This is a genomic window from Candidatus Limimorpha sp. (genome assembly GCF_056203535.1).
On record NZ_JBADWU010000102.1, the window covers coordinates 47,524 to 71,780 of the forward strand.

Consider the following 24,257-nt stretch of genomic DNA (forward strand, 5'->3'; position numbering starts at 1 on the left):
CATTTTTCTGGGGTTTCCATTTCATGGAAGACAAGCTTATCGACGACCCCAATTATTTCTTCCGCGAAACGGCATTCCTGGAAGTTTTCCTGGCCTTCGATGCCTCGGTCGGGGAGAATATTGTTGAAGACGAACCTGAACCATTGGATTGATACTATCCGAGTTCCCACTCCAAGGTTGGCTTGATGTAGATGGGCCTTTTGTCGGTTTGGCAGCTCGTTTCTGTTGGATGAGGTGTGCCGATAAGGCCAATCTGACCAAAATATGTCAATTTGCGGTTTCAGTCATCAAATATGTTTCAACAAATCCTGGAAAGTGATTTTGAACCATTCGGTGTAACGTTCCGGATGCAGCCGGATGTCGTTTTCAAGGTCGGTAAGGTTCATGTGTTTCCATGACGCGACTTCTTCCTTATTGATAATAGGTGTGTCGTCGCTGTGTCCGATGACGACATGGTCGAGTTCGTATTCGGTGAGGCCTTGCCCCACAGGTGCCTGATAGATAAATGTGTAGGCTTCTTTCATGTCGCATTTCATGCCCATCTCTTCCATCAGCCGTCTGCTTGTGGCTTCTTCAATCGTCTCGTTTTCGCGTGGATGGCTGCAACAGGTGTTGGTCCAAAGGCCGGGGGAGTGGTACTTTGAGAAAGCGCGTTGCTGCAAGAGCAGTTCGCCGTTGCTGTTGAAAATGAAAATGGAAAAGGCGCGGTGAAGGTGCGGCGTGATGTGCGCCTGCATTTTCTCCATTAGCCCGATTTGCTGGTCTTGTTCGTCAACGAGGATTACTTGTTCCATGTTTTTGCTGTTTTTTGAATGAAACTACAGATTTTACAGATTTGTACAGATAGAATTTTGGTCAGCTTCGCTGAAATTGTTACAGATTGCGGCCTTAATGTAAATAATTGGGAAATCTTTTAAAGTACAGGCTCTCTTCTCCGAAATTGAAAAGTATTCCCATCTTTAGATTCGTCGCATGCAGGTAATTGATTATTTGAGCTTGATGTTCCGGAAGAATAGACGAAACCGCTTTTAATTCTACAATAATTTTGCCGTAGCAAACCAAATCTGCAATAAAATACTGATGAAGTTGGATTCCTTTATATTGAATTTGTAGTTTTTGCTGCGACACAAAAGGAATATTTCGCTTCGTCAATTCAATTTCCAACGCTTCTTGATAGACAGACTCCAAAAATCCAGGGCCAAGGGTTGAATGCACCTCCATGGCTGCGCCGTTGATGGCATAGGTTTCTTTTGAATATATAAAAGTCTGTTCCTGCATTTCGAACCAAAAATTTGTATAAATTAATGCGCTTGCGCATCAAATCATTTGGGCTGACAAAATCTGTTTAATCTGTAAAATCTGTAGTTTTTAATTTTTATACATTAAATCTAATATTCAGAATATCCCCATCCTGCACGACGTAAGTCTTTCCCTCAACGCGGAACTTGCCGGCTTCCTTAACGGCGGCTTCCGATTTGTATTGCAGGAAGTCTTCGGTGCTCATGACTTCGGCACGGATGAATCCACGTTGCAGGTCGGAGTGAATGGCGCCGGCGGCGATAGGAGCGGTGTCGCCCACATGAATGGTCCAGGCGCGGGTCTCGTCGGGACCGGTGGTGAAGAAAGAATGAAGGTTAAGAGTGTGATAGGCAGTGCGGACCAGTTTGTTTACGCCGGGTTCTGTCAATCCAGCGTCTTCCATGAAGAGGGCGCGGTCGTCGGCATCGAGTTCGGCGATTTCGGCTTCCAGTTTGCCGGCGATGATTAGCATGTCCTGACCTTCTTTCAAGGCGGCCTTTACGGCATCGGAATACTTGTTGCCGGTTGTTGCCGAAGCATCATCGACGTTGCAGACGTAAATGATTGGCTTCGCAGTCAGCAGTTGGATGTCCTGCACATATTTCTTGTCTTCTTCGGCGACTTTGGCATCGCGTGCATTGCCCATGTTTTCAAGCACTTCCTTGTAAACCGTCAGCACTTCAAAGGCTTTCTTGTTGTCTTTTTCACCGTTTTTCAGCAGTTTTTCCACACGTTGCAGTTTGCGGGTGACGAGGTCGAGGTCGCGCACTTGCAGTTCAAGGTCAACGAGTTCCATGTCGCGGACGGGGTCGATGCTGCCTTCGCTGTGCGGAATGTTCGGGTCGTCGAAGCAACGCAAAACGTGGATGAGGGCATCCATGGTCTGCACTTCGGCCAGCAGTTTGTTGCCCACGCCTTGGCCGCCTTTGCTCAAGCCTGGCAAATCGACGATTTCGACTGTTGCAGGGACGATACGCTTTGAATGTGAGATGTTGTCAATCAGTTTCAGACGGTCGTCAACGACTTCGCACATGCCGATGTTTGACTTCGATGCAAAACCGATTTCCGCCTTAGTGTTTGATATGCAATTGAATATGGTAGTCTTGCCAGTGCTCGACAAACCAATGATTCCACAATTTAATGCCATGATATTTGATATTTATAATTGTTGCAAAATTAGTAAAAAAAAGTATTCTTTCGTCCTTGCAATTCCAACAATCAGGTGGTATAATCTGAATAAGTAACGCTTAAAAAATAAGTTGTAACACATTTCGACGTTAGCAATTGTTTTTCTTGTTAAACGCAAATCGCCACAAATTATTCAAAAAATTAATGTGAATTAACTGATATACATCTAATTACAGCTTTTACTAATTTATGATTCATTTATGATAATTTGCGTTCAGCGAAGCGAAAAAAACAACTATTATCGTTACAGGTTATTTTTTAATTCTCACTAAATCGTTATTTTTGCAAAACCTAAATAAAAAAATATGAGAATCATCCACACATCTGATTGGCATCTCGGACAGGATTTCTATCATTACGACCGTGCCGAAGAACACGAATTTTTCTTTGACCAACTTTGCGAACTCGTTGAAAATGAACAACCTGACGCTTTGCTTGTGAGTGGCGACATCTATCACACGGCAACGCCTTCCAACGCGAGCATGAAACTCTACACGCGCAATATGGTCAGGATTCACGAATGTTGTCCATCGATGGCAATTATTGTCACGGCGGGAAACCACGATAGCTGCTCGCGGCTTGAATCTACTGACGAAGTCTGGCGTTTGGCAAATGTGACCGTCATCGGTGGTGTTGGGCGAATTGACGATGATTATGATTTGGAACGTCACATTATCGAAATTAAGGGCAAAGGCTTCATTATAGCCGTTCCTTTTGTCAACAGCAAATTCAATGATGTTTTTATTAAACTTCAAGATGTTGTAAATGAACGTAATGTGAATAATCTTCCCGTCGTAATGATGGCTCACATGGCAGTCAGCGGTTGTGATTTTCAGGGGCACGATGTGTCGCGCTTGGTCGGCGGATTCGAGTCGGAAGATTTGAAAAATCTTGGCGATGGTTATGATTATTTGGCCTTGGGTCACATTCACCGTCCGCAAACGCTTGCCAATGCAAAAGCGCGTTACAGCGGGAGCGCAATTCATGTCAGTTTCGATGAGGCTTTCCCGCATACGATTTCGCTTGTCGAGATAGCTTCCCACGGCGCGGAACCTGTTGTAAATGAGTGCCGTATCAACCAGAAAATGCACTTGTACAGTATTCCTTTCGAGTCTAAACCTTTCGATGAAGTGATTCGATATTTGAAAGACAATGCTCCGAAAGAGCCTGGTTATGTGCGGCTTATGGTTAAAGGCGAAATGCCTGGCAACAACTTGGTTCAGATTCAGTCTGTGATGAGCGAATTCCCGCATTTGAAGTTCTGTTATGTCAAGTTGGAACGTGAACATTCTTTTGCGCAAGGCGAGAGAAGAAGAATTGATGTCGATAAAATGAAGGAAATCAATCCGTTGGAATTAGCCAAAATCTATTTCAAGAGTCGGTTTGGCACCGAAATGGATCAGGAAAAAGAAAAAATGCTGGCTGAAGCCATCGAGAGTTTGAATGAAATGAAAAGACAATAATAAAACAATAAAATTATGAAATTCAAGACTTTAGTAATCCATAACATCGCATCTATTGCCGATGCCACCATCGATTTTGAAAATCCGACATTGGCCAACGAGCCGCTTTTCCTGATTTGTGGCGAAACGGGAGCAGGAAAATCCACCATTTTGGATGCCATTTGTTTGGCTTTATACAAGAAAACGCCTCGCATGGAGCAGTCTAAAAGTGAAGCGTATATTGATGATTCACTGACTATTATCAAGAATGACGAAAAGCAGGTCATTAAGGTGGATGACCCGCGTCAGTATCTGCGTCGAGGCGCTTCTGAAGGTTCTGTCTTTCTGACTTTCGAGGGTAATGATGCCAAAGAATATAAGGCTTGCTTGTCGTTTGGCTATACGCGGACCAACAATCTTAAGCCTGTCAATTGGTCGCTTGAAACTGATGGTAAAATCTTTGTTAAAAAAGAGGAAATCGATGCTATAGTGTTGAAAGTTACAGGATTGGATTTCGACCAGTTCTGCCGGACGACCATGTTGGCTCAAGGTGAATTTACAAAATTCCTGAAGAGTTCGGATGCCGAAAAAACGGGCATTTTGGAAAAACTCACGGGTACTGGGATTTACTCCGAAATTGGCAGGCAGATTTATGCTGTTTATAAGGAAAAGGATGACGCTTATAAGTTTGAAAAAGCCAAAATGGAGGGCGTTTCCTTGCTTTCTGATGAAGAAATTGCGGCTTGCAACGAAAATTTGCTCGATTTGACTAAACAGAAAGATTTGAAAGACAGTGAATTGAAAATTGCCAAGTCGAAAAAGGAATGGATGGACAGAAAGCAGGATTTGGAAAAAGCTGTTGCATCGACTAAGGAAAATGTTGAAAAAGCACAGGCTTTGGCCGATGCTGATGCCGAGGCAAAGGCTTTGATTGCGCGTTGGCGAAATGCAGCTGATGCGCGTGTGGCTTTGCTGAATTTAGGCGAAATTGCGAAACAAATAGATGAAAATCAACGCAATGAATCGGATTTGTCGTTACGTTTTGCTGAATTGGTTTCCGGCGAGCATTTCCGCGAAGAAATGATAAATCGGAAAAATGCTGAATTGCAAAATCTTTTGGATTGGCTGAAACAACAGGAGGACAAAAAAGCAATGTTTACTGAAAGTCAGTCGATTGCTGAGGTTTTGAAATCGTATTTAAGGGAAAAGAGATTTGAAAAGGAAAATGCAAATAAGGCTTTGGCGTGTAAAGGCAAGCTCCCAAATCTTGAAAGTTCATTGAAAGCTGCTGAGAAGACTCAATCCGAGGCCGAAAAAAAAGCAGCTGATAAACAGAGTGAAATCGAGGAAAAACAAGCCGAACTTGATGCCCTTGACCGTCAAAGGCTGATGGATGATTTGTCGGAAATCAACGATATGTTGGGCGCTATTGCTGAGGCAAAGACAAAATTGAATACGGCTCGGAATGTAACGGAAACCTTACAGAAAGCAATAGTGAAGTGTGCTGAAATTCAGCAGGTTATTTCTGATTCGGAAAAACAAAAGGAGGCCTTGAAACCTCAAATTGATTTGGCATTAAAAGCGAAAACCGAGGCGGAGGCTTTGTATGAGCAATTGAAAGATAGTGTAGATAAGGCCGCAAAAGCCATGCGTGCCAAACTTCATGCTGGCGACAAATGTCCTGTGTGTGGTCAAATCGTGGAGTCGGTCGAACATGACGAGGCTTTTGAGCAGGCTTTGAAGCCTATTCAGCAGTCGATGGAAACCAAAAGAAACGAGTATGATGTTCTGAATGAGAAGTTTAATAAGCTGCTTGCTGTAATCAACGCTAATCAAAAACTGTTGGCAGATGCAAATAAGGAAAGGGATTCTGCGGAAAAATCAGTGGCAGAGGTCTCGGAAAATGCCCAAACAGCTTGCAAGAAACTGAATTTGGATGCTTCTGACGAACAAGTCTCGCAAAAGATGGATGAACTGAAAAATCAGTTGGAAACGGGAAAAAGCCTGAAAGACACCCAAATCAGGCAGACAAATGTCTTGCAAAAACGGATTGATGGCTTAAATCGGGAATTGGCTGATTTGAATGGAAATGTGAAAAAAGCTATCGAAAGTGTGACAAAGGCTCAAAAGTTTCTGGATGCCGAAGCTGCAAATGTTGAAAAATTCGATAGTCTTGCCAAGCAAAATGCGTCAAAGGCGAATGAAGCCATGAAGCAGGTGAGTGGAAAAATCATTTATCCTGATTGGCAAAAGGATGTCAACTCGACTTTGGATGTTTTGGAAAAAGAAGCTGAAACTTACAGAAATTGTGAAAAACAGTGTCAGGATTTGCAGAACGAATTGGGGCGTGAACGCATTTCGCAAAACGCATCTCGTCAGCAGTGTGGCTTGATTATGAGGTCTTTCCCGAATTGGACATCGAACAAAACGGCTGTTGAAGTGAAAAACCTGAACGAAGCATGGACGGGTTTGCAAACCGAATCGGCTCGACTGAAGACGAAAATGGATTCTGCTTCTGATGAAATGCAAAAATGTCAAGCAATTTTGAATGATTTTTATGCTTCTCATCCTGAGATTGACGCGGAGCAATTGAAATTGCTTGCAGCTGTTACGAATGCTCAAATTGATGAAAAAGAGAGTGTTGTCAAGCACCATGAAGGAACTTTAAATACTTTCAAAGGTGCTATGAATCAAATTCGGTCTGATTTTGAAAAACATTTGCAAAAACAACCGGATTTTGCGGAAGGGGAGAATCTGGAATCTTTGGCAGATGCCATTGAAGCCTTGAATGTTTCGGTTTCTGCTGTCATGGAACAGATTGGCCGCGTAAGCGAGCGTTTAAATATCGACCAAAAGAACAAGCGGCAGTTTGCTGAATTGCAGAAAAATGTTGAAGCATTGGCTTCGGAATCAAATAAATGGGAAAGTCTGTCGAAGATTTTCGGTGATAAGGAAGGCACAAAATTCCGTAAAATCGCGCAAAGTTATGTGTTGGGTGAGTTATTGGAAAAGGCTAATTTTTATCTCAATCAGCTTTCTGAGCGCTACGAGATGGATTGTCCGCCTGATTCCTTAACTATCTTGGTGCGTGACCGCTATAACGGCAATGTGGAGCGTCCTGCCGACATGCTTTCGGGTGGCGAAAGTTTTGTGGTTTCGCTGGCTTTGGCTCTTGGCCTGTCCTCGTTGAATAACAACACGTTCTCTGCTGACATCCTCTTTATCGATGAGGGCTTTGGCACTTTGGATGCTTCCATTTTGGAAGATGTGATGGCTACCTTGAACCGTCTGCACGAAATAGGAAACCGGCGTGTTGGCATTATTAGTCATGTCGAGACTTTGCGCGAAAGGATTCCTGTCAAGATTTCAGTTGAAAAGGTTAATAATACGACCAGTGAGATAAAGCTGTTGTGCTGATTTTACCGCAAAAACACAAAGTGAAATGCCCCAAAAACACAAAATATGTTTTGTAATTCAAATAAAATGAGTACTTTTGCGGCGTTTTTCAAATGTGTTAAAAATGGACTATTATTTTCGTGTTGCAGACCAAGTTCTCCGAGATGCTCTTGAAGCCTCTGGAGCGGTGATTATTGAAGGCCTGAAATGGAGTGGAAAAACCACGACTGCAAGGCAGCAGGCGGCAAGTGTTTTGGAATTGCAGGATCCTGATACGAGGGAGGCATATTTGGCAACGGCAGCAACAAAGCCGTCGTTGCTTTTGGAAGGTGCTACGCCTCGCTTGATTGACGAATGGCAGGTTGCTCCTGTTTTGTGGGATGCAGTGCGTGTGGCTGTTGATAGGCGCGAAGATTTGGGCCAGTTCATTTTGACTGGTTCAAACAGCGTTGACAAATCTCAAATCATGCATTCTGGTACAGGCCGAATTGCTTCGCTCAAAATGTACACGATGAGTCTGTATGAATCGCGAGAGTCGAATGGTGCCATTTCATTGGCAAACCTCTTTGAAGATGTCAATGCAAACATTGACGGCGTGACTTCCCCCATGAAGGTCGAGGACTTGATTTTTGCCGCTTGCCGTGGCGGTTGGCCGGCTTCGTTGAAACCGCAGAAGAAATCTGTTCAACTGCAAACCGCGAAAAACTATTTCAACAGTTTGTGCAAGAATGACATTTCTTCCATTGATGGCGTGTCGCGTAGCGAATCGACGGCTCGTGCCATATTGAAAGCCTACGCACGGAATAGCTCCACTTTGGCAAAAAAAACCAGTCTTTTGGCTGATGTTGTGGCTAATAACGAGTCATTGTCAATGCCGACATTTGATGATTATCTGACGGTTTTTCAGCGTCTTTTTGTGATTGAAGACATGGAGGCTTGGAGCCCTGCCATTCGCTCGGCAACCTCAATCCGTAGCAGTGTGAAACGCGAATTTACCGATCCTTCCATTGCGGTTTCGGCATTGGGCTTGACACCCGAAATGCTTCACTTGGATTTGAAGACTTTTGGTTTTCTTTTTGAGACCATGTGTTTCCGTGATTTAAGGGTCTATTCGCAGTCTTTAGGTGGTCGCTTGTCGTATTATCACGACCGTTATGGCCTTGAAGCTGATGCGGTGCTGCATTTGGATAATGGCAAGTTCGCCTTGATAGAGTGTAAGTTGGGTAGCTGTGAAATTGACGAAGGCGCGCAGCACCTACTGGAAATCTGCCGCCTCATTCGCGAACACAACCAGAAGCCGCAGCAAGTGCCTATCCGCGAGCCCGATTTGCTGATGGTCTTGACAGGTGGCCCGATGGCCTACACAAGGCAAGACGGTGTTAAGATTATTCCGCTGGCAACGTTGAAGCCATAAAACACAAAAAAGCCTCCCGAAACATTTCGGGAGGCTTTTTGTCGTTTAGCGTTTGAAATTGAAACGATAGCGGAAATCTATGCTTGCCGATGCGCAACCGTCAAAATAAAGTTTTGTGTCAATTTCGAGTCTTTTTATGGCATATCCAATTGAAAGGCTGAAGTATACTCCGTTGTACTCGGTTGCATATCCTGTGCCGAAATCTAAAAACAAGCTGTTTTTACGCTTGGCGCAATAAAAGGGGACCAGCCAACATTTGCACTAAAAGTCACAATAAAGACCTGAAATCTACTGATACTCTGCTATAAATGCACATTGTTCTGACTCATAGATTCTCAGTCTATGGTGAAAACGTGGTAGAGGAATGCAAAAGTGAACGAAATTCCAACCTGAAATTATGACGCGCATTATCCTATTTTTGAACGGATCAGGCAGTAGATGCATCGCAGATATTTTCCGCAATGCTTATAAGCCTTGGCCAGCTCCATCCACATCCAGGACTTGTCCATGAGCTTTCCGCGAATGTCTGCGTACTCTTCCGGGAGGATTCCAAGGACTTGACGGATCAGCCTGAAATTGTCCTTGGCCAGGCCGAGTCGGCGCTGTCGTGCATTAGTGTGGGTGAGGGAGTCGGGGCTCATGCGATATGCCGACAGTGCATCTCCGATGCAATGGAAATCTCCCTGTAGATGCGCCGCAATCCAAAGCGGCCAGTCGGCCATATACTTGTTCTTCATGATATGGGTGAGTCTGGTGATGTCCGACATCCCACTGTTACGGAGTACGACTGTCGATGTGGGATAGCTCACGCCTTTGGCGAAGAAGTCCCTGATTGTATAACGGCCGCCTTCGACGCAATGCCTCTCTTCGAGTGCTTGCCCGTCTGCGTCAACGATGGATATATTGGCGGCACAGCCGGCAAGAGAATGGTCAGATTTTAGGATGTCTATCTGTTTCTGAAGCTTTTTCGTGTCGGTCCAGTAATCATCCCCGTCGCAGATTGCGAGGAATTTTCCGTGTGCCTTCGGGAACAGTATGTCCACCCACGGGTCGCGTCCGAGGCTGCTTTGGTTCTCGTGTGAGCAGAAGATTCTGATGATGTCCGGATGTGACTTCTCGTATTCGCTGAGGATTTGAGGAGTGTTGTCACGGCTGCCGTCATCGTGTATCAGAATTTCGAAAGGGAAGTTACATTCCTGTGCCAAAATGCTGTCCAGACATTCTCTGACGTATTTCTCGTGGTTGAAAGTGGTGCAGATGACTGACACCAGAGGCTCTGGTCTCAGGACTTGCGTGAGAGTGCCTTTGACGACGGAGCGGGCGGGGATTTCGCCAGTGACGAGACTGCCTGCACCGATGATGGAATGCTCTCCGATGTGGTTCTTCCTTCCCGGAATGGTCCTAGCCCCAAGTCCGAAGAGTACATAATCTTCGAGGATGGTGTCGGCACTAACGCTGCTTTGTCCTGCTATGCTACAGTGCTTCCCGACTGCTGAATCGTGGGAAATGTTCACATGCGACATCACGATGGTGTCCTCTCCGACCGTCGCCGTTGACTGTATATAGGTGAACGGTCCTATCTGAACCCCTCGAGGGGAGATTTGCGCGAAACGTGAGATGATGGCGTCCGGATGGATGAGATTCGGACAATTGCCCTTCCTGGCCAATATCTTTCCGTAGACTTCGGCTCTGATGTCGTTGCTTCCCATCGTGAGGACGAAATTCATTCCGGAGAGATCATCCTCCGAGAAAAGGTCTTCGAATGATCCGATAATCTTAAATCCATAAGCTGTTTCTCCGATACGGGTGTCGTCATAGTGGTACAGACCGGCGATCCTGTATCCGCAGGCTTCGGCAAGTTCCATGCACACCGGTGTAAAACGCCCGATTCCAAGGGCGTAGATTTCAGGGCTGTCTGACATAGGTAGGGCATTTTTGGATGATCATTTTTCTTTTCCCGGCGCAGACGACGGGAATTTCGTCGGTGAAGTCGATGGCGACTTCGGCATCCTCTCCCAGGATGTCGCGGAAGAGGGTTGTGTCGTTACTGGAGAAAGCTTCTGGCATTGCTGTATTCACTTTCAAGGTGTAGCTTTTCACTCCGGTCTGTATGAACTGCAGTTGGCGCAGTCCCGGTTTCGACCAGATCTCAGGTGGTATGGTCATGGTTCCTGGAGTCCCGTCGGTACGGTGTATGATGTCGCAGACGCGGCACTGATGCAGACGGAGCTTGAGCGGAGTTCCGTCAGGGGCGGATTCTTCGACCGTAGCCAGGTCGCCGATGTCGTAACGTATCATAGGCATTGCATGGTTCGTGAGGTCTGTCAGCACCACACGGCCCGCTTCTCCATCGGTTGCAGGTTCGTCGCTGTCAAGTTTCAGCACCTCGATGATATGGTTCGCTAGATTCAGTGTAATGAGGTCGCCCGGACCATCGATATCGGCCTGTCCGATTACCCCGTTCTCCTCGTTTGCATACTGGGAAACGATGTGAAGGTGCATTTGATCGACTATTCTATGCCGAAGTGGTTCGGATAGCAGTTCCCCGATGGAAATGAAGCATGGCGAGGACGTAAGACTGACTTTATGGTCAATGACATAGCGTGTGAGGTCGTCGATGATGGTCATGTACGAGCGGATGAACCGGATGCCTTCGGAGTTGATTTTCCCGACTAGTTCTTCCAGTGTCGCTTCGCTCAATGACGTCAGATTCGCATACCAGATATTGTTCTTCCTGTCGTAGATGTATGTGCCATTGGTTTCGTCAGGGGATTCGCGTATCGATATCTTCATCATCGGGACGCAGGAGTGGAAACCGATGAGGTCGTTGTAGTATTTCAGTGTCGCGATGTTACGGATGTGGCTTACGCGGTCTTGGAAGACCTTGAACGGGATTCCGGTGGAGCCGCTGGTATAGTGAACCTTGAGGGGCTTCCCGTTTTGCCCGGGTATATCGCTTTCAGGGATGCGGAAAGCACTGTAGTCCTGACGGACAATGGCTTTGTTGATGACTGGGAAGTCCTTGAGGCAGGTGCCGTCCACTTGTTGATAGAAGGTTGTGTGGGTTTTTGCGTATGTAATGATGTTGCTGAGCATTTTCCCGCGGGTGTTTTCGTCAATACCGGTGAAGTTGAGACGACGGATGGTTTTATAAGCTTTACGGAGAAGGCCGCCTTTCAGCGCATCATCGGTCCATAGAAGAAATCTTTTTAGTATGATATTGGCTTCTGTCATAGTGCTGAAAACAGGTTGAAGTTCTCCATGAAAGTACTGACGAAGCGTTCCATCTCCGCTGATTCGAAGCGGTTCCGGTCATACTCTATGCGTATGTTTGTACCTGTGGCAGCTGGGATGAGCATTATTTCGATGATGTCAGGTTCGGGTTTTATTCCTGGAATGTCGAACATGTCATCATTGATGTTCCCAGGTAGGCTGAGATTGTTTATCTCCACGGACCAAGGTTCCGAGGTCGTGTATGCCAGATAGTTCCGAGAAATGATACTCTCCTCCATCTGGCGAAGTATGTCATGCTTCGTGGCGTTAAGGTCCGTGCCCATGTCCACGGATATGCTTATTCTTTTGATGAGCGGGCCGAAAGCGTTCATCAGGGTCGCTTCACTTCTTCCGTGGTAAATCCAGAAAATCTCGCTGCGGACGTTCTTCAGGGCTATTGCCGCCGCTCCGGCGGCAATGGCGGTGAGTTCCAGCCATTTCTTCATGCAACTGGTATGAACCGTGAAAACACCCATTTCCAGCGACTTGATTTTCTGGGGGGCAGATTCGTTCGGGGCAAGCTTGAAGTCTGTGGCCTTGGATGAGAATGTGAGGTATTTGTCGGTTGGCAGTGCCTGTCCGTCGTAAGCCATCTTGACTTGTTTTGAGAAAAGAGCGATAGACATCCCGTCAGAGATGATGTGATGGAAATCCAGCAGCAGATACAGTCTGTCCGTAGTTACGAGTATGTGAATGTGGTAGAGAGGAGCGTCCCATATTTGGAATGGATGGATGAGGGTTTTTGCTGCCTCTTCCGGAAGTGTTCCGTTGATTCTGTAAATACTGATCTGAGGTTCCTGCTCGGGGTGGTGTGCTAGACATCTGGTGATTTGGGACATTCTGAAGTTCAGCAGGGGATGATTTCTGATCACGGTCTCCAATGCGTCCTGAAGACGTTCCAAGTTGGTTTCAGGAACCATTTTCTGGAGCACGACATTGTTCCACATCGTGCTTTCAGGGTAGAGTATATGTTTATTGAGTACGTATCTCTGGAATGTATTGAGGGGCAGAGATGTTGGCATTGCGGCTTGACAGACTGTCCTCACTGTCTTTGCATCGGCAGATTGTAACTGTAGGCTTGCCGCGATGACTTGTGCGGAGCGACCACGATAAATGTCAGACGCGCTGATACCTGACTCTTCGAGAATTGTTATTAGCTGCATCACTCCTATGGAGTCGCCTCCGAGGTCAAAGAAGTCATCATCATCTTTCATGTCGTTGATTTTCAGTATCTTTTTCATCGCATCGATAATCTTCTGCTTCAGGCTCCCGTCTGTTTCTCGTGTGGTCTTGGTTTGTGTTGCTGTCCCATTCCACGCTGCTGCCATCATTTGCAGTGCTGTTCGGTCCTTTTTTCCGAATCCGACAGTAGGAATCTTTTCAAGTTTCACAATCTGTTCCGGTTGCATATAAGCCGGCAGCGTGGTTTCGAGGCTGGTGCGGATATCACCTTCCTCAGCCATTCCCTCGTAGAACAGCATAAATCTTTCGGGGACTAACGCCGCAATCGTTACTCCGGACAGCATTTCGGCCTGAGTCTCAATCTCTTCTGGGTAGATTCTATAGCCGTGACGTTTGATCATATTGTCGGTTCTTCCGACAATTCTGAAGCCTCTGTCTTCTGTTTTCCGGGCCAAATCACCTGTTCGGAAGAGTTTTCTCCCTGGTTCGAACGGGTTGCCGATGAAACGTTCGGCGGTGAGGGCGTCGTCGTTCAGGTAGCCACTGGCAATCCGTGGAGAACTGATGCATATCTCACCTATCCTTCCGGTGGAGACTGGGTGCAATTCATTGTCCAGCAGATATATATTGACATCGTCGTATGGTTTGCCGATGTCTGTGTCGTCTTCGGGACCGCTGATGAAATGACAGATGTTGAACCCGGATTCGGTGGAGCCGTACCCGATTCCGATTCTGATGCCTTCCGGCAATATCGATGGGATGGATCCTACCTTGCTTCCACCGAAAGCGATGATTCTTGCGCCCGGCTTTCCGCTTTCAAGCATCCTGTCTGCCATCTGAGAGGTGGTTACAATTCGTGTTATGCTGTTCTCGTGAAGGTATTTTGTCAATGCATTCGTATTACTGGCCATAGAAGTGTCGATGATGTGGAGCTCTCCCTCCGAAAGCAAGCATGACAGAATATCGATGTTCGCTGCCAGGAAACTGAAATTCAATACTTCCGCTGATTTGTAAGTTGTACTGCAATCTTCCGGCATGAGCCGGCATCTGGCATTCGCCATCAGGCTACACCATGTGTGGATAACACCTTTCGGCCTGCCTGTGGAACCCGAGGTGAAAATGATCATCGCCTCCCTGCCGGGGTCGTCGTTTTCTGTTTCTGTATTTGCCGCTTCCTGGCTGACGTCTGCTGTCGCCAGCCATTTGTCAATCAGTATGACCGATGATTTCCAGTCACTTAACGCTTCTTTCCGGTTCTCCAGGATATCTGTGGTCGTGATGATGACCCTCGGTCTCACTTCGGACAATATCTCCGCAATCCTCCGGCCCGGATCGTTCGGGCTGATTGGGTTGAACGCCAGTCCAGCTTTCAATGTAGCTGTGACGGCTATTGGATAATACCTGTTTCTGGGGAGTATCAGCGAAATCCGGTTGTTTTCTGAAATTCCGTTCAACTTGTCTTTTAGTAAGGCTAGAATGCACTGCGACAGGGCGTTCGATATTTCATATAGCAGTCCGTAAGAGATTTCGCAGTCTCTATCTTTTATTGCAATCTTGTCGAAGGGTTTTGATAACTTGAACAGCATGTCGGCTAGGTCTCAGATGCAGTGATGTAAATATACTTATGGGGACTTCTATTTTAGGTAGCATTTTTGCACGGTTTCTCTGGATTTCGTGAAGCTCGTTAGCCAAAATCCAAAATGAATGACGTTGCAAAGATACATTTTTTCTCTTTCCCGATGATTTTGAAGCGGATTTTTGTGTGGCGCCATGGGTGGATGAAGTGGTATATTCGTTAAAAAAGCCTCCCGAATCCGAGAGGCTTTTTTAAGTGTTTTAACCGAGGTAACTCTTGAGGATTTTGCTTCGGCTGGTGTGTTTCAACCTGCGTATGGCTTTTTCCTTAATCTGACGCACACGTTCGCGGGTCAGGTCGTACTTTTCACCGATCTCTTCAAGCGTCATGGGGTGGCTGCCGTTCAGGCCGAAATAAAGCCTGATGACGTCCTGTTCCTTTTGCGTCAATGTCGAGATAGCGCGGTCAATCTCTTTGCGTAACGACTCGTACAGAAGTTCGGTTTCCGGTGTCGGGGCCTCGTCGCTTTTCAGCACGTCGTACATGGTGTTGTCTTCATCCTGAACGAGCGGTGCATCCATCGAAATGTGACGGCCTGCGTTTTTCATCGATTCTTTCACTTCCTGTTCCGTAATGTCGAGGACTTCGGCGATTTCTTCTGCATTGGGTTCACGCTCAAACTCTTGTTCTAACTTTGCGTAAGTTTTGTTGATTTTGTTGATGGAACCGATTTTGTTCAGAGGAAGACGGACAATACGCGATTGTTCGGCCAAAGCCTGTAGGATGGATTGACGGATCCACCACACGGCGTAGGAAATGAATTTGAAGCCTCTGGTCTCGTCGAAACGTTGTGCGGCTTTTATCAGTCCCAAGTTGCCTTCGTTGATTAAGTCGGGAAGACTGAGGCCTTGGTTCTGATACTGTTTTGCTACGGAGACCACAAAGCGAAGGTTGGCCTTGGTGAGTTTTTCCAATGCAATCTTGTCGCCTTGCTTGATACGTTGGGCGAGTTCAACTTCTTCTTCAGCCGAAATCAGCTCAACTTTACCAATCTCTTGCAGGTACTTGTCGAGAGATGCGGTCTCTCTGTTGGTAACCTGCTTCGTAATCTTTAACTGCCTCATTTAGTTTTGATTTAACTTAATAATAGTTGTTTATGTTAAAGCACAAAACCGGACTTTTCGCCCAATCTTGTGCTCGGTCTTGCTTGTCGTTTATCTTCTCGGACCGCGGTTGCCGCCGTTGTTGCCATTGCCATGTCCGTGGTTGCCGTTGTTACGGTTGCCACCGTTACCATGGTTGTTGCTACCGTTGCCGCGTGGAGCAGGTTTTTTCTCTTCGTACCCTTCTGGTTTTGGGAACAAAGCTCTTCTTGACAGACGGTATTTGCCTGACTTTTCATCAATGCCGATGAGTTTCACCTGGATAGGATCACCTTCTTTCAGACCGGTTTCTTCCATAGTCTCGAAACGTTTCCAGTCGATTTCCGAAATGTGGAGCAGGGCTTCCTTGCCTGGCAAAATCTCAACGAAAGCGCCGAATGCCATGATGGAAGTGACTTTACCATCGTAGATTTCGCCGACTTCAGGAACGGCAACGATGCCTCTGATCTTGGCCTTGGCAGCTTCAATGTCTTCCTTGTTTTGTGATGAGATTTCCACGATGCCCTTCTGATCATCTTCCGTGATGCAAATGACGGTGTTGGTCTCTTTCTGCATTTCCTGAATGACTTTACCACCAGGTCCGATAACGGCGCCAATGAATTCCTTAGGAATGAAGATGGTCTCGATGCGTGGAACGAATTCCTTATAGTCGCTGCGAGGTTCACTGATGGTCTTGGCCATTTCACCGAGGATGTGCAGACGGCCTTGGCGAGCCTGTTCAAGAGCTTCGGCCAACACTTGGTATGACAGACCGTCAACCTTGATATCCATTTGGCAAGCGGTGATGCCGTCCTTTGTACCTGTGACCTTGAAGTCCATGTCACCGAGGTGGTCTTCATCGCCCAGAATATCAGTCAGGATGGCGTATTTGCCAGTCTCGCTGTCTGAAATCATGCCCATGGCAACGCCTGCAACAGGCTTGCGCATCGGGACACCTGCATCCATCAATGCAAGGCAGCCGCCGCAAACGGAAGCCATTGATGACGAACCGTTTGATTCGAGGATGTCGCTCACCACACGCACCGTGTAAGGCATGGTTTCGTCGTGAGGAACCATCGATTTCAGAGCGCGTTCAGCCAAGTTGCCGTGACCGATTTCACGACGGCTGGTGCTACGCTGTGATTTGGCTTCGCCGGTAGCAAATCCTGGGAAGTTGTAGTGAAGGATGAAATTGTTTGTGCCTTCAACGACAGCACCGTCAAGGGTCTGTTCGTCAAGTTTGGTGCCCAAGGTTACGGTAACCAAAGCCTGTGTTTCACCGCGGGTGAAAACAGCTGAACCGTGGGCCTTTGGAAGGATGTCGACTTCCGTCCAGATAGGGCGCACTTCGTTGGTCTGACGACCATCGAGACGGATACGTTCGTTCAGAACTGCATTGCGCACTGCTGAACGTTCCACATCGTGGAAATAACGTGCGGCCAATGGCTTGACGGTTTCAAGTTCTTCTTCCGTGTATTTGGTGAGATAGTCTTCGAGAATGCCGCTGAAGGTCTCTTCACGTTTGTGCTTGTCGGCGCAGCCTGTCAGAGCGAAGTCGTAGCATGGCTGGTAGCAGGCAGCGGTGAGGTCGGCACGGAGGTCTTCGTCGTTGACTTCGTGGCAGTAGACTCTCTTTTCCTTGTTGACTCTTTCGGCCAGTTCAATCTGAGCCTGGCATTGAATCTTGATGGCTTCGTGAGCGGCTTTCAGTGCACCGAGCATTTCTGCTTCCGACACTTCCTTGCATTCGCCTTCCACCATGCAGATGTCCTTCATGGAAGCAGCAACCATCAATTCGAGGCGAGCGTCTTCCATCTGGGCAAATGTCGGGTTGATGACGTATTCGTCGCCAATCATGGCCACGCGGACTTCCGAAATAGGGCCGTGGAACGGGATGTCGGAAACGGTGATGGCGGCTGATGCTGCCAAAGCTGCAAGGCAGTCTGGAGCTTCTTCCTTGTTGCCTGAGAGCAAAGTCACCTGGACGATGGTCTCTGCATGATAGTCATCGGGGAACAACGGACGGAGTGCGCGGTCGATAAGACGCGAAATCAGCACTTCGTAATCAGACGGCTTGGTTTCACGCTTGAAGAAACCGCCTGGGAATTTGCCTGTTGCATAGTATTTTTCTCTGTAGTCGACTGACAGCGGGAAGAAATCGGTCTCTGGAGCGACTTCAGTAGCTGAGCAGACGGTGGCAAGCATCACGATGTCGCCGCAGCGCAAAAGGGCTGCTCCATCGGCTTGCTTTGCATAACGGCCGGTATTGATGCTGATTTCCTGACCGTTAGGCATCTTTATGATTTGTGTAAATCCTTCTGGACCCATAGTTTTCTTTTTTTTAATAGGTGTGGTTTAGTAAATAGCAAAAAAAAGGCAATTCCGTGAAATTGCCTTTTTGAACGATTTTCCGCTTAGGCAGCGCGAAAGGATTACTTTCTGATGCCCAATTCCTTGATGATATTACGGTATCTTTCGATGTCGGTCTTCTTCAAATAATCGAGAAGTTTTCTTCTCTTACCTACTAAACCGACCAGTGCGCGCTTGGCGGCCACATCTTTTTTGTGTTCTTTTGTCTGTTCAGTCAAATGCTTAATTCTGTAGGTGAACAAAGCGATTTGTCCTTCTGCTGAACCAGTGTCGGTAGCGCTTTTACCGAATTGGCTGAAAATCTCTGATTTCTTTTCTGCAGTTAAATACATAATTTTCTTCCTTTTACTTTTAAAGTCTTCGTTCTATTAACGGGGTGCAAAGGTACAACTTTTTCTGAAATTGTATTGCCTTTTTAATTATTTTTTTATTCCTCTTCTGAATTATTTTCATTTGCGGCTTCCGTAAGGATGGCTTCATCTTCGTTTTTCAGCCCTAACAGCCTCGAATAGAACCTGTTGACGCTTTTTTTCTTTTCGATGAGCGGAACTAAAACGGAAGTGATGACAATACTGAAAAGGATGACAGAAAACACAACGTTTTTGATGGCAGTACCATGTGGAACGGTTTCGGCTGCCGTTGTGGCAATGACGGCAGCTGTCAATCCCTTTGGATTGAGAACAGCCATGTAGATTCTGTCGATGTTTGGAATGTCGTATTTTTTCAGAATCGAGAATCTGACGACAAAGATACGCATGATGTAGATGACGACAGTAATGCCCAATCCAATGATAATCGGCTTGAATTCATTGAGTTGAATTGATATGCCGACGAAAATGAAGAAAAAGGTCTTCAGCAAAAGTGTTATTTCGCTGAAAAGCGATTTTTCGGTTTCGTTCAGCTGTGTCGGTTCTTTTTTGATGATACGTTTCAGCCAAGATCCGTAAATGCGTTCTATATTGGCAAGGCAAACGCCGAAGGCCAAGGCTGCAATGGCGCCGCTGTAGCCCATCCACTCGTTGATGCCGTAGATGATGAACACGAAGGCCGGAGTGGTGAGAATGCTGTTTTTGATGAGCCTGACCTTGTCGAGAATGAAAGCCCAGAAAATGGCACCCAGAATGCCCATGATGATGGAAAGGACGAATGATGAAAAGATCTGTCCGATGATGCTGCCAACATTCACCGTGCCTAACTGTATGGCTTTCAGTATGGCCAGTGCCAAAACAATGCTAAGCACACTGCCCAAAGCGGCTTCGAGGACAATAATGGCACGGCTTTTTTCCGTCATGTGAAGCTGTTCGACCATCGGCCCGACAACAGCGGATGCCGTATTGCCTAAAATTGTCCCTAACATTATGGATACCATGGGGTTAATTCTGAAAACCAGCCATCCGATTAGCCAAATGATGATGGTCGTTGCAATGTAATTCGCCAAGGTGAGTAGGGTAGTGCTTCTGATTGATGAAACGATGGATCTGAAACTGAGTTGCAGTCCGCTTTGGAAAAGGATAAGCACCAAGGTAATGCCGGTGAAAATGCGCCCGACGCCACCAAGCATCTCTGGGGTAATCCAATGAAGGATAGGTCCGATGACTAAACCAATGATAATCAGGAACAATACATCAGGAATGCGCCGTTTGCTGAAAAGGCTTGAGAATAGGTGTGCCGCAAAAATGAGCAAACCTACGATGGCGATTGCAAGCCCGGTCTTTCCTGATGAGGATCCGTTTCCGATGGTTGCGGAAATGTTTTCTCCAATTTCAGGACGAATCAGTGTATCGGCGACCTGCCTTATGGTGTCGGTCACTTGTCCCAAAGTGTTGGTGGTGGGTAGGAGTTCGGCTTGCATCATGATTTTTGGCTTTTGTGGTGGTTAATTGAACAATCTCCAGTTGAAGCCGATGAAAAACCTGCTGCCTCTCATCGGGTAATGCGGCGCAATGAAAGCATCGTAATTGCCTGTCAATAAGAACATATTGGTGTAGGAAACGTAAACATTCGCCCGCTTGACCTTAATGGCCAAGGCAAGGTCGATGAAGGGGAAATCGCCGATTTTCACTTCGTTTTGCAAATGGAAAGTCCGCAAGGCCGGCATATAGGCGTCGGCATAGTATTTTGTGAAATACTGAACGGTTAGGCTGGGCTGCAAGGTGGCTGCCTTGTGGAAAATCGGCTGCGAATAGGAAAACTTGAATTTTCCTAAAAACAGAGGAAGGTGTACAACGTTCTCATTGCTTGTTTTTTGCAAGGATGCAAAACCATCGAACTCAAACCTCCTGAGTGTGAAATGGAAACTTCCGAAGGCTTCGCTAATGCTGCAAAAATCGTTGAGCTGTTCGGGACGGGCTTGCAAACCAAAGTAAATCAGGTTGTTGATGGAAGTCTGCTTTACACCGAAACTGAATGCCTTGTATTGGTAGGCTGCACCGAAATTGAGATAGGTCGCTGCATCGAAATCGTTTTCCCAGCGGAAATGATTGGAAATGTAGGATTCTTCGAACCAATTGGCTGACTGGCGTTTAACATCAATGTTGAAAATGAGTTTGCCGAAATTCTTATTGGTAGTGCCCAAAAACTGCCGCCATTCGCCGTTGATGTCGAAATCGCCGATTTGGTGGCCCAATGTGATGAGTTTTGCCTTCCCAGAAACTCTTGTCGACTTGAAAAGATTGATGATGATGCCGCCGTTGACGCTAAACTGATTGAAGTTTCGTTCGGGACTCATTTCACCTTCAATATAATCGTAGTGCTTGATTTTGTATATGCCTTGTTCGATACCTGCATAGACGAAAAACGGCACATCGTCATTATATTGCTGATAACCTAAACTGTTCCAGTTCAATTTGTTGGTGATGGCTTGAACAATTGTCGTGTCAGTTGTCATGCTGGGAAACAAAAGCGTATCGATGGCAAATGGCTGATAAAAACTGGCACTTGGTGAGGTTTCGTTGAAGAAAAGCTGGTTCCTCTGGTAGTCGAATTTGTGGCAGATGCGTCCCAAGGTGAATTTTCGTGTCATCGTCTCGATTTGCTCGTTTTGTTCGGCAAACTGAATGCTGTCCTTTATCGACAAAATGGAATCTAATGCAATGGAATCCATTGTGATAGAGTCTATTACAATGGAATCCGAAACGAAAAGACTATCTGACACTTGCGTTGTGTCGTTTTCGCGCTTGATGCTTACGGTGCTGCTTAATAGGTTGAAATAGTGTTCCAAACCTGCTCCGCTGACTTTGATGTAATTGGAAGCGGTCGTAAGATTGGTTCTGATGGCATTGTAATCGCTTTCGGTATTTGAGATGTAGTCTTCGTCTTTTACGATGCCGCCGTTTTCCTGCATGTCCATTTTGTTGCGGTACCAATAAGCCATCACGCCATAGCGTTGGTTTTCAGTGGTGTAATGCGCATTGATCCAGAAATAATTGTTGTTGGTCTGGCAGTGCTGAAAGACACCGGGCGAAATTTCGGTGTTGAATGCAAAGGAGATGTAGAGCCTGCGGGCGAATTGCCGGCCGAACTTTACATTGAGATGCTGCTCCTTGTTGCCGATGGTCATTACATATCGGGCTTCCGAATAAGGCAGAACCGAAACATAGCTTTCCATTTTTTCTTTTGTCTTAACGAAAGCGGAGTAGGAGGGAAGCCCCATATCGAATCCGACCTTATCGGAATAAGTGAAGCGCATTGATTTGTGGGCATATCCTGTATTGCACAAAGTGCTGTAAATGGTTCTTTCTCTGCTGAGTACATCGAAATCGTTGGCGTTGAATGTGGCTGTGTCTATGACTTTTGGAGCGTTGAGGTAAATGCTGTCGAAAGAGGCGTTGTAGTAAGTCACGAAGGTGGAGTCGATGGCTTTTTGGGGCACTTTTGCAGCAGGTTTTGGCACAACTGAATCTCCTTTGCTTTCTTGAGAGAAACCAAATGTACTAAAAATCAGCATGATAACAAATAATGACAGCTTTTTACCCATCGAAAAAAATTTGCGGTAAAATTAAGAAAAATTTGGCAGCAAAGGGTTATCTGGTTGAAGATTTTGATTTAGCGTAAGCCGTAAGGCCTACCAAAAAAAGAAGATTTTTTACAATGGTCATTTTTTAATCCACTTTCTGGAATTGGTTTCCTTGCTGTTATTTATCACCTTCCAAACATAAATACCTTCAATCCAACCTTTTGTATCAATTGCCGTCACAGGCTCCGTGAGGGCTTGGCTTTGAACGAGCCTCCCGTTCATATCATACACTTCCACATGGGCATTCTGCAAGGACGTGCGGATGTTGAGCGTGTTACAGCCTGGGTTGGGATAAGCCGTCGTTATGCTATCAGGTTCGTACTCTGCAACATGGACATTATGCCACGACAAATCAGCCCCGACAGAAAAGGCATAACTCACGCAAGGTCCTAACCCATAAGCATGGGCTACAAAACCGCCCAATGAACTCGACAGAGTTTGCGTCTCGTTGTTAATACCAATGCGAGCAAAGGAATAATCTGGGTTGCCAGGCACTTCCCTAAAATAGGAATCAATACTTTGGCCATTCAGGCTTATGCCTGAGACACTTGTTGTTTCAGCCACGATGTTTACAAAGAAAAACTCACATTTCGAATCGCCAAAAGTGGGAAATGTTGCATGATGGATGGAGCGATCCAAAGGACAGATATACACCATCGAGGGGTCGCAGTAATTATTTCCTTGGTAATTATACATGGCTCCAGGCAAAAACTTATGTACCAGAACGGGTTCTGAAGTTTCGATATAGGCTGCAGGCTGTGCATCGTAAGTTACAAATTCGAATGTTTCGGCGGATTCTATCGTTGCCGCCCACTCACCGTTAACATTGATTTGGCAGTTATCGTTTAAGGCAGTTACACGTACCCTGTCAACCCCTTTGATCATGGTCGGTGTCACTATAAACTGCTTTCCCCAATATTCAATAGGAATCATTTGCTCGTAGGCCGCGTCCACCGCCTCTGAAAAATAATCTGGAATCAAGCAACCTCTGTCGCCTGCAAACACGGCGATGGGCTTGTTGTTGGTGGCTGTTATCCGTGTTCCGCTCAAATCGCCCTCGCCCTCACGAAGACACTGTAGTTGGTAGCATTGCCCTTCATTCAAGGTAACGGAGAACGGTTGATGGGCATAATGGCCATTCTGTGAGTCGAAAGTCAAATCTATCTCCACCACAGTGTTATCTTCAACGGCAACGATAGCAAATTCAGATGCCAACCTTTCGGGTTTCATGGGGGAGGCATACCGGGGATACACTTGGAGAATATATTCACTGCCAAGCACATGCGTTGGCAAGACATTGAAAACATCAAAGCTATAGTCCCTGTCGTTAGAGGCAAATACTGAAATTGAATTCTTGCATGTCACATGGAAAGCGTTGTCCAATACGCAATCCGATTCATCTTGAAAATAGGCTAATTCATTCGGGATGTTGATAGTGGAGGACTCGCCTGCGTCCACATTTATCATCTCGGACCAACCTGTTCTGGGGTTTTCCACCGTGACAGAACTTGTCTGTTGCGCCGTCACCACAAGATTCAATTTGACAGAAGGCGCACCCTCATCCGTATAATTTGGCATGAACGCCACCCAAAAATCAGTTCCATTGGTGCTTTGGGCCAACACTTGCATTGTTCCCATCACAAAAAGCGACCAAATCAAAATAATGCCTTTTTTCATATTGAATTTCGTTTTTTATAATGCTTTTATGCGGCAAAGATAAGATTTTGTAGAAATATGTTGGATTTTTTTGTGTGCTTTCAAAAATTGATGTTTTTCGCAAGGTCAAGATGCAAGAAAAGGGTGGGGAAGAGCCTAAGTAAAACAAAAAACCCTGGCCTTGTTGGCCAGGGTTTTCGTTAGGGGTGGGCGGCGACCTACTTTCCCACAGTGTCTGCAGTATCATCGGCGCGGCAGGGCTTAACTTCTCTGTTCGGAATGGGAAGAGGTGCGCCCCTGCGCA

16 protein-coding genes and 1 rRNA gene are annotated in these 24,257 nt (G+C 46.3%); 4 read left to right on the forward strand and 13 right to left on the reverse strand.

Features of this window, described 5'->3' with window-relative positions; genetic code table 11:
- The first annotated feature begins 23 nt into the window (after window positions 1-23).
- Window positions 24-152: a hypothetical protein gene (locus AC06MN_RS12100; RefSeq protein ID WP_475672642.1), complete on the forward strand. Its 129-nt coding sequence runs from the start codon at window positions 24-26 to the stop codon at window positions 150-152.
- Window positions 153-287: 135 nt separating this feature from the next.
- Here the strand turns inward: AC06MN_RS12100 and idi are convergent, their stop codons facing one another.
- From idi to ychF, 3 genes are all read right to left on the reverse strand, one after another.
- Window positions 288-794 (reverse strand): isopentenyl-diphosphate Delta-isomerase, encoded by a 507-nt coding sequence (gene idi, locus AC06MN_RS12105; protein WP_475672643.1) that lies wholly within the window; start codon window positions 792-794, stop codon window positions 288-290.
- A 94-nt stretch (window positions 795-888) separates the two neighbouring features.
- Window positions 889-1,278: a GxxExxY protein gene (locus AC06MN_RS12110; protein ID WP_475672644.1), complete on the reverse strand. Its 390-nt coding sequence runs from the start codon at window positions 1,276-1,278 to the stop codon at window positions 889-891.
- A gap of 97 nt (window positions 1,279-1,375) precedes the next feature.
- Window positions 1,376-2,446, reverse strand: coding sequence for a redox-regulated ATPase YchF (gene ychF, locus AC06MN_RS12115; RefSeq protein ID WP_475672645.1), 1,071 nt, complete (start codon window positions 2,444-2,446; stop codon window positions 1,376-1,378).
- A 346-nt stretch (window positions 2,447-2,792) separates the two neighbouring features.
- On the opposite strand from ychF, the gene AC06MN_RS12120 reads away from it, so the two are divergent.
- The 3 genes from AC06MN_RS12120 to AC06MN_RS12130 all read left to right on the forward strand — a co-directional run bounded on the left by AC06MN_RS12120 (window position 2,793) and on the right by AC06MN_RS12130 (window position 8,739).
- Window positions 2,793-3,950 carry a metallophosphoesterase family protein gene (locus AC06MN_RS12120; RefSeq protein WP_475672646.1) on the forward strand — a complete coding sequence of 386 codons (1,158 nt, stop codon included), beginning with the start codon at window positions 2,793-2,795 and terminating at the stop codon, window positions 3,948-3,950.
- 15 nt (window positions 3,951-3,965) lie between these two features.
- Entirely contained in the window at window positions 3,966-7,346 is a 3,381-nt protein-coding gene (locus AC06MN_RS12125; protein ID WP_475672647.1) for an AAA family ATPase, read from the forward strand.
- Window positions 7,347-7,449: 103 nt separating this feature from the next.
- The gene (locus AC06MN_RS12130) at window positions 7,450-8,739 is read left to right on the forward strand and encodes an ATP-binding protein (protein WP_475672648.1); all 1,290 of its coding nucleotides are present in this window, start codon (window positions 7,450-7,452) and stop codon (window positions 8,737-8,739) included.
- A 407-nt stretch (window positions 8,740-9,146) separates the two neighbouring features.
- Here the strand turns inward: AC06MN_RS12130 and AC06MN_RS12135 are convergent, their stop codons facing one another.
- From AC06MN_RS12135 to rrf, 10 genes are all read right to left on the reverse strand, one after another.
- Complete coding sequence (locus tag AC06MN_RS12135) at window positions 9,147-10,262, reverse strand: glycosyltransferase (RefSeq protein WP_475672649.1); 1,116 nt, start codon at window positions 10,260-10,262, stop codon at window positions 9,147-9,149.
- 382 nt (window positions 10,263-10,644) lie between these two features.
- On the reverse strand, window positions 10,645-11,973 hold the full coding sequence (locus tag AC06MN_RS12140; protein WP_475672650.1) for an acyl-CoA synthetase family protein: 1,329 nt from the start codon (window positions 11,971-11,973) through the stop codon (window positions 10,645-10,647).
- Complete coding sequence (locus AC06MN_RS12145; RefSeq protein ID WP_475672651.1) at window positions 11,970-14,780, reverse strand: AMP-binding protein; 2,811 nt, start codon at window positions 14,778-14,780, stop codon at window positions 11,970-11,972. Before AC06MN_RS12145 ends, AC06MN_RS12140 begins: the two co-directional genes overlap by 4 nt.
- A gap of 250 nt (window positions 14,781-15,030) precedes the next feature.
- Window positions 15,031-15,894 carry a sigma-70 family RNA polymerase sigma factor gene (locus AC06MN_RS12150; RefSeq protein WP_475672652.1) on the reverse strand — a complete coding sequence of 288 codons (864 nt, stop codon included), beginning with the start codon at window positions 15,892-15,894 and terminating at the stop codon, window positions 15,031-15,033.
- Between the two features lie 90 nt (window positions 15,895-15,984).
- Window positions 15,985-18,240, reverse strand: a complete 2,256-nt coding sequence (pnp, locus tag AC06MN_RS12155; protein WP_475672653.1) for a polyribonucleotide nucleotidyltransferase — start codon at window positions 18,238-18,240, stop codon at window positions 15,985-15,987.
- A gap of 104 nt (window positions 18,241-18,344) precedes the next feature.
- The gene (rpsO, locus tag AC06MN_RS12160; protein WP_475672654.1) at window positions 18,345-18,614 is read right to left on the reverse strand and encodes a 30S ribosomal protein S15; all 270 of its coding nucleotides are present in this window, start codon (window positions 18,612-18,614) and stop codon (window positions 18,345-18,347) included.
- A 95-nt stretch (window positions 18,615-18,709) separates the two neighbouring features.
- A complete protein-coding gene (locus AC06MN_RS12165; RefSeq protein ID WP_475672655.1) occupies window positions 18,710-20,137 on the reverse strand; it encodes a cation:proton antiporter in 1,428 nt (475 codons plus the stop codon).
- Between the two features lie 21 nt (window positions 20,138-20,158).
- Window positions 20,159-22,258 (reverse strand): putative porin, encoded by a 2,100-nt coding sequence (locus AC06MN_RS12170; RefSeq protein ID WP_475672656.1) that lies wholly within the window; start codon window positions 22,256-22,258, stop codon window positions 20,159-20,161.
- A 117-nt stretch (window positions 22,259-22,375) separates the two neighbouring features.
- Window positions 22,376-23,974 (reverse strand): T9SS type A sorting domain-containing protein, encoded by a 1,599-nt coding sequence (locus tag AC06MN_RS12175; protein WP_475672657.1) that lies wholly within the window; start codon window positions 23,972-23,974, stop codon window positions 22,376-22,378.
- Window positions 23,975-24,158: 184 nt separating this feature from the next.
- Window positions 24,159-24,257 (reverse strand): 5S ribosomal RNA (gene rrf / locus AC06MN_RS12180); the annotation flags it as partial.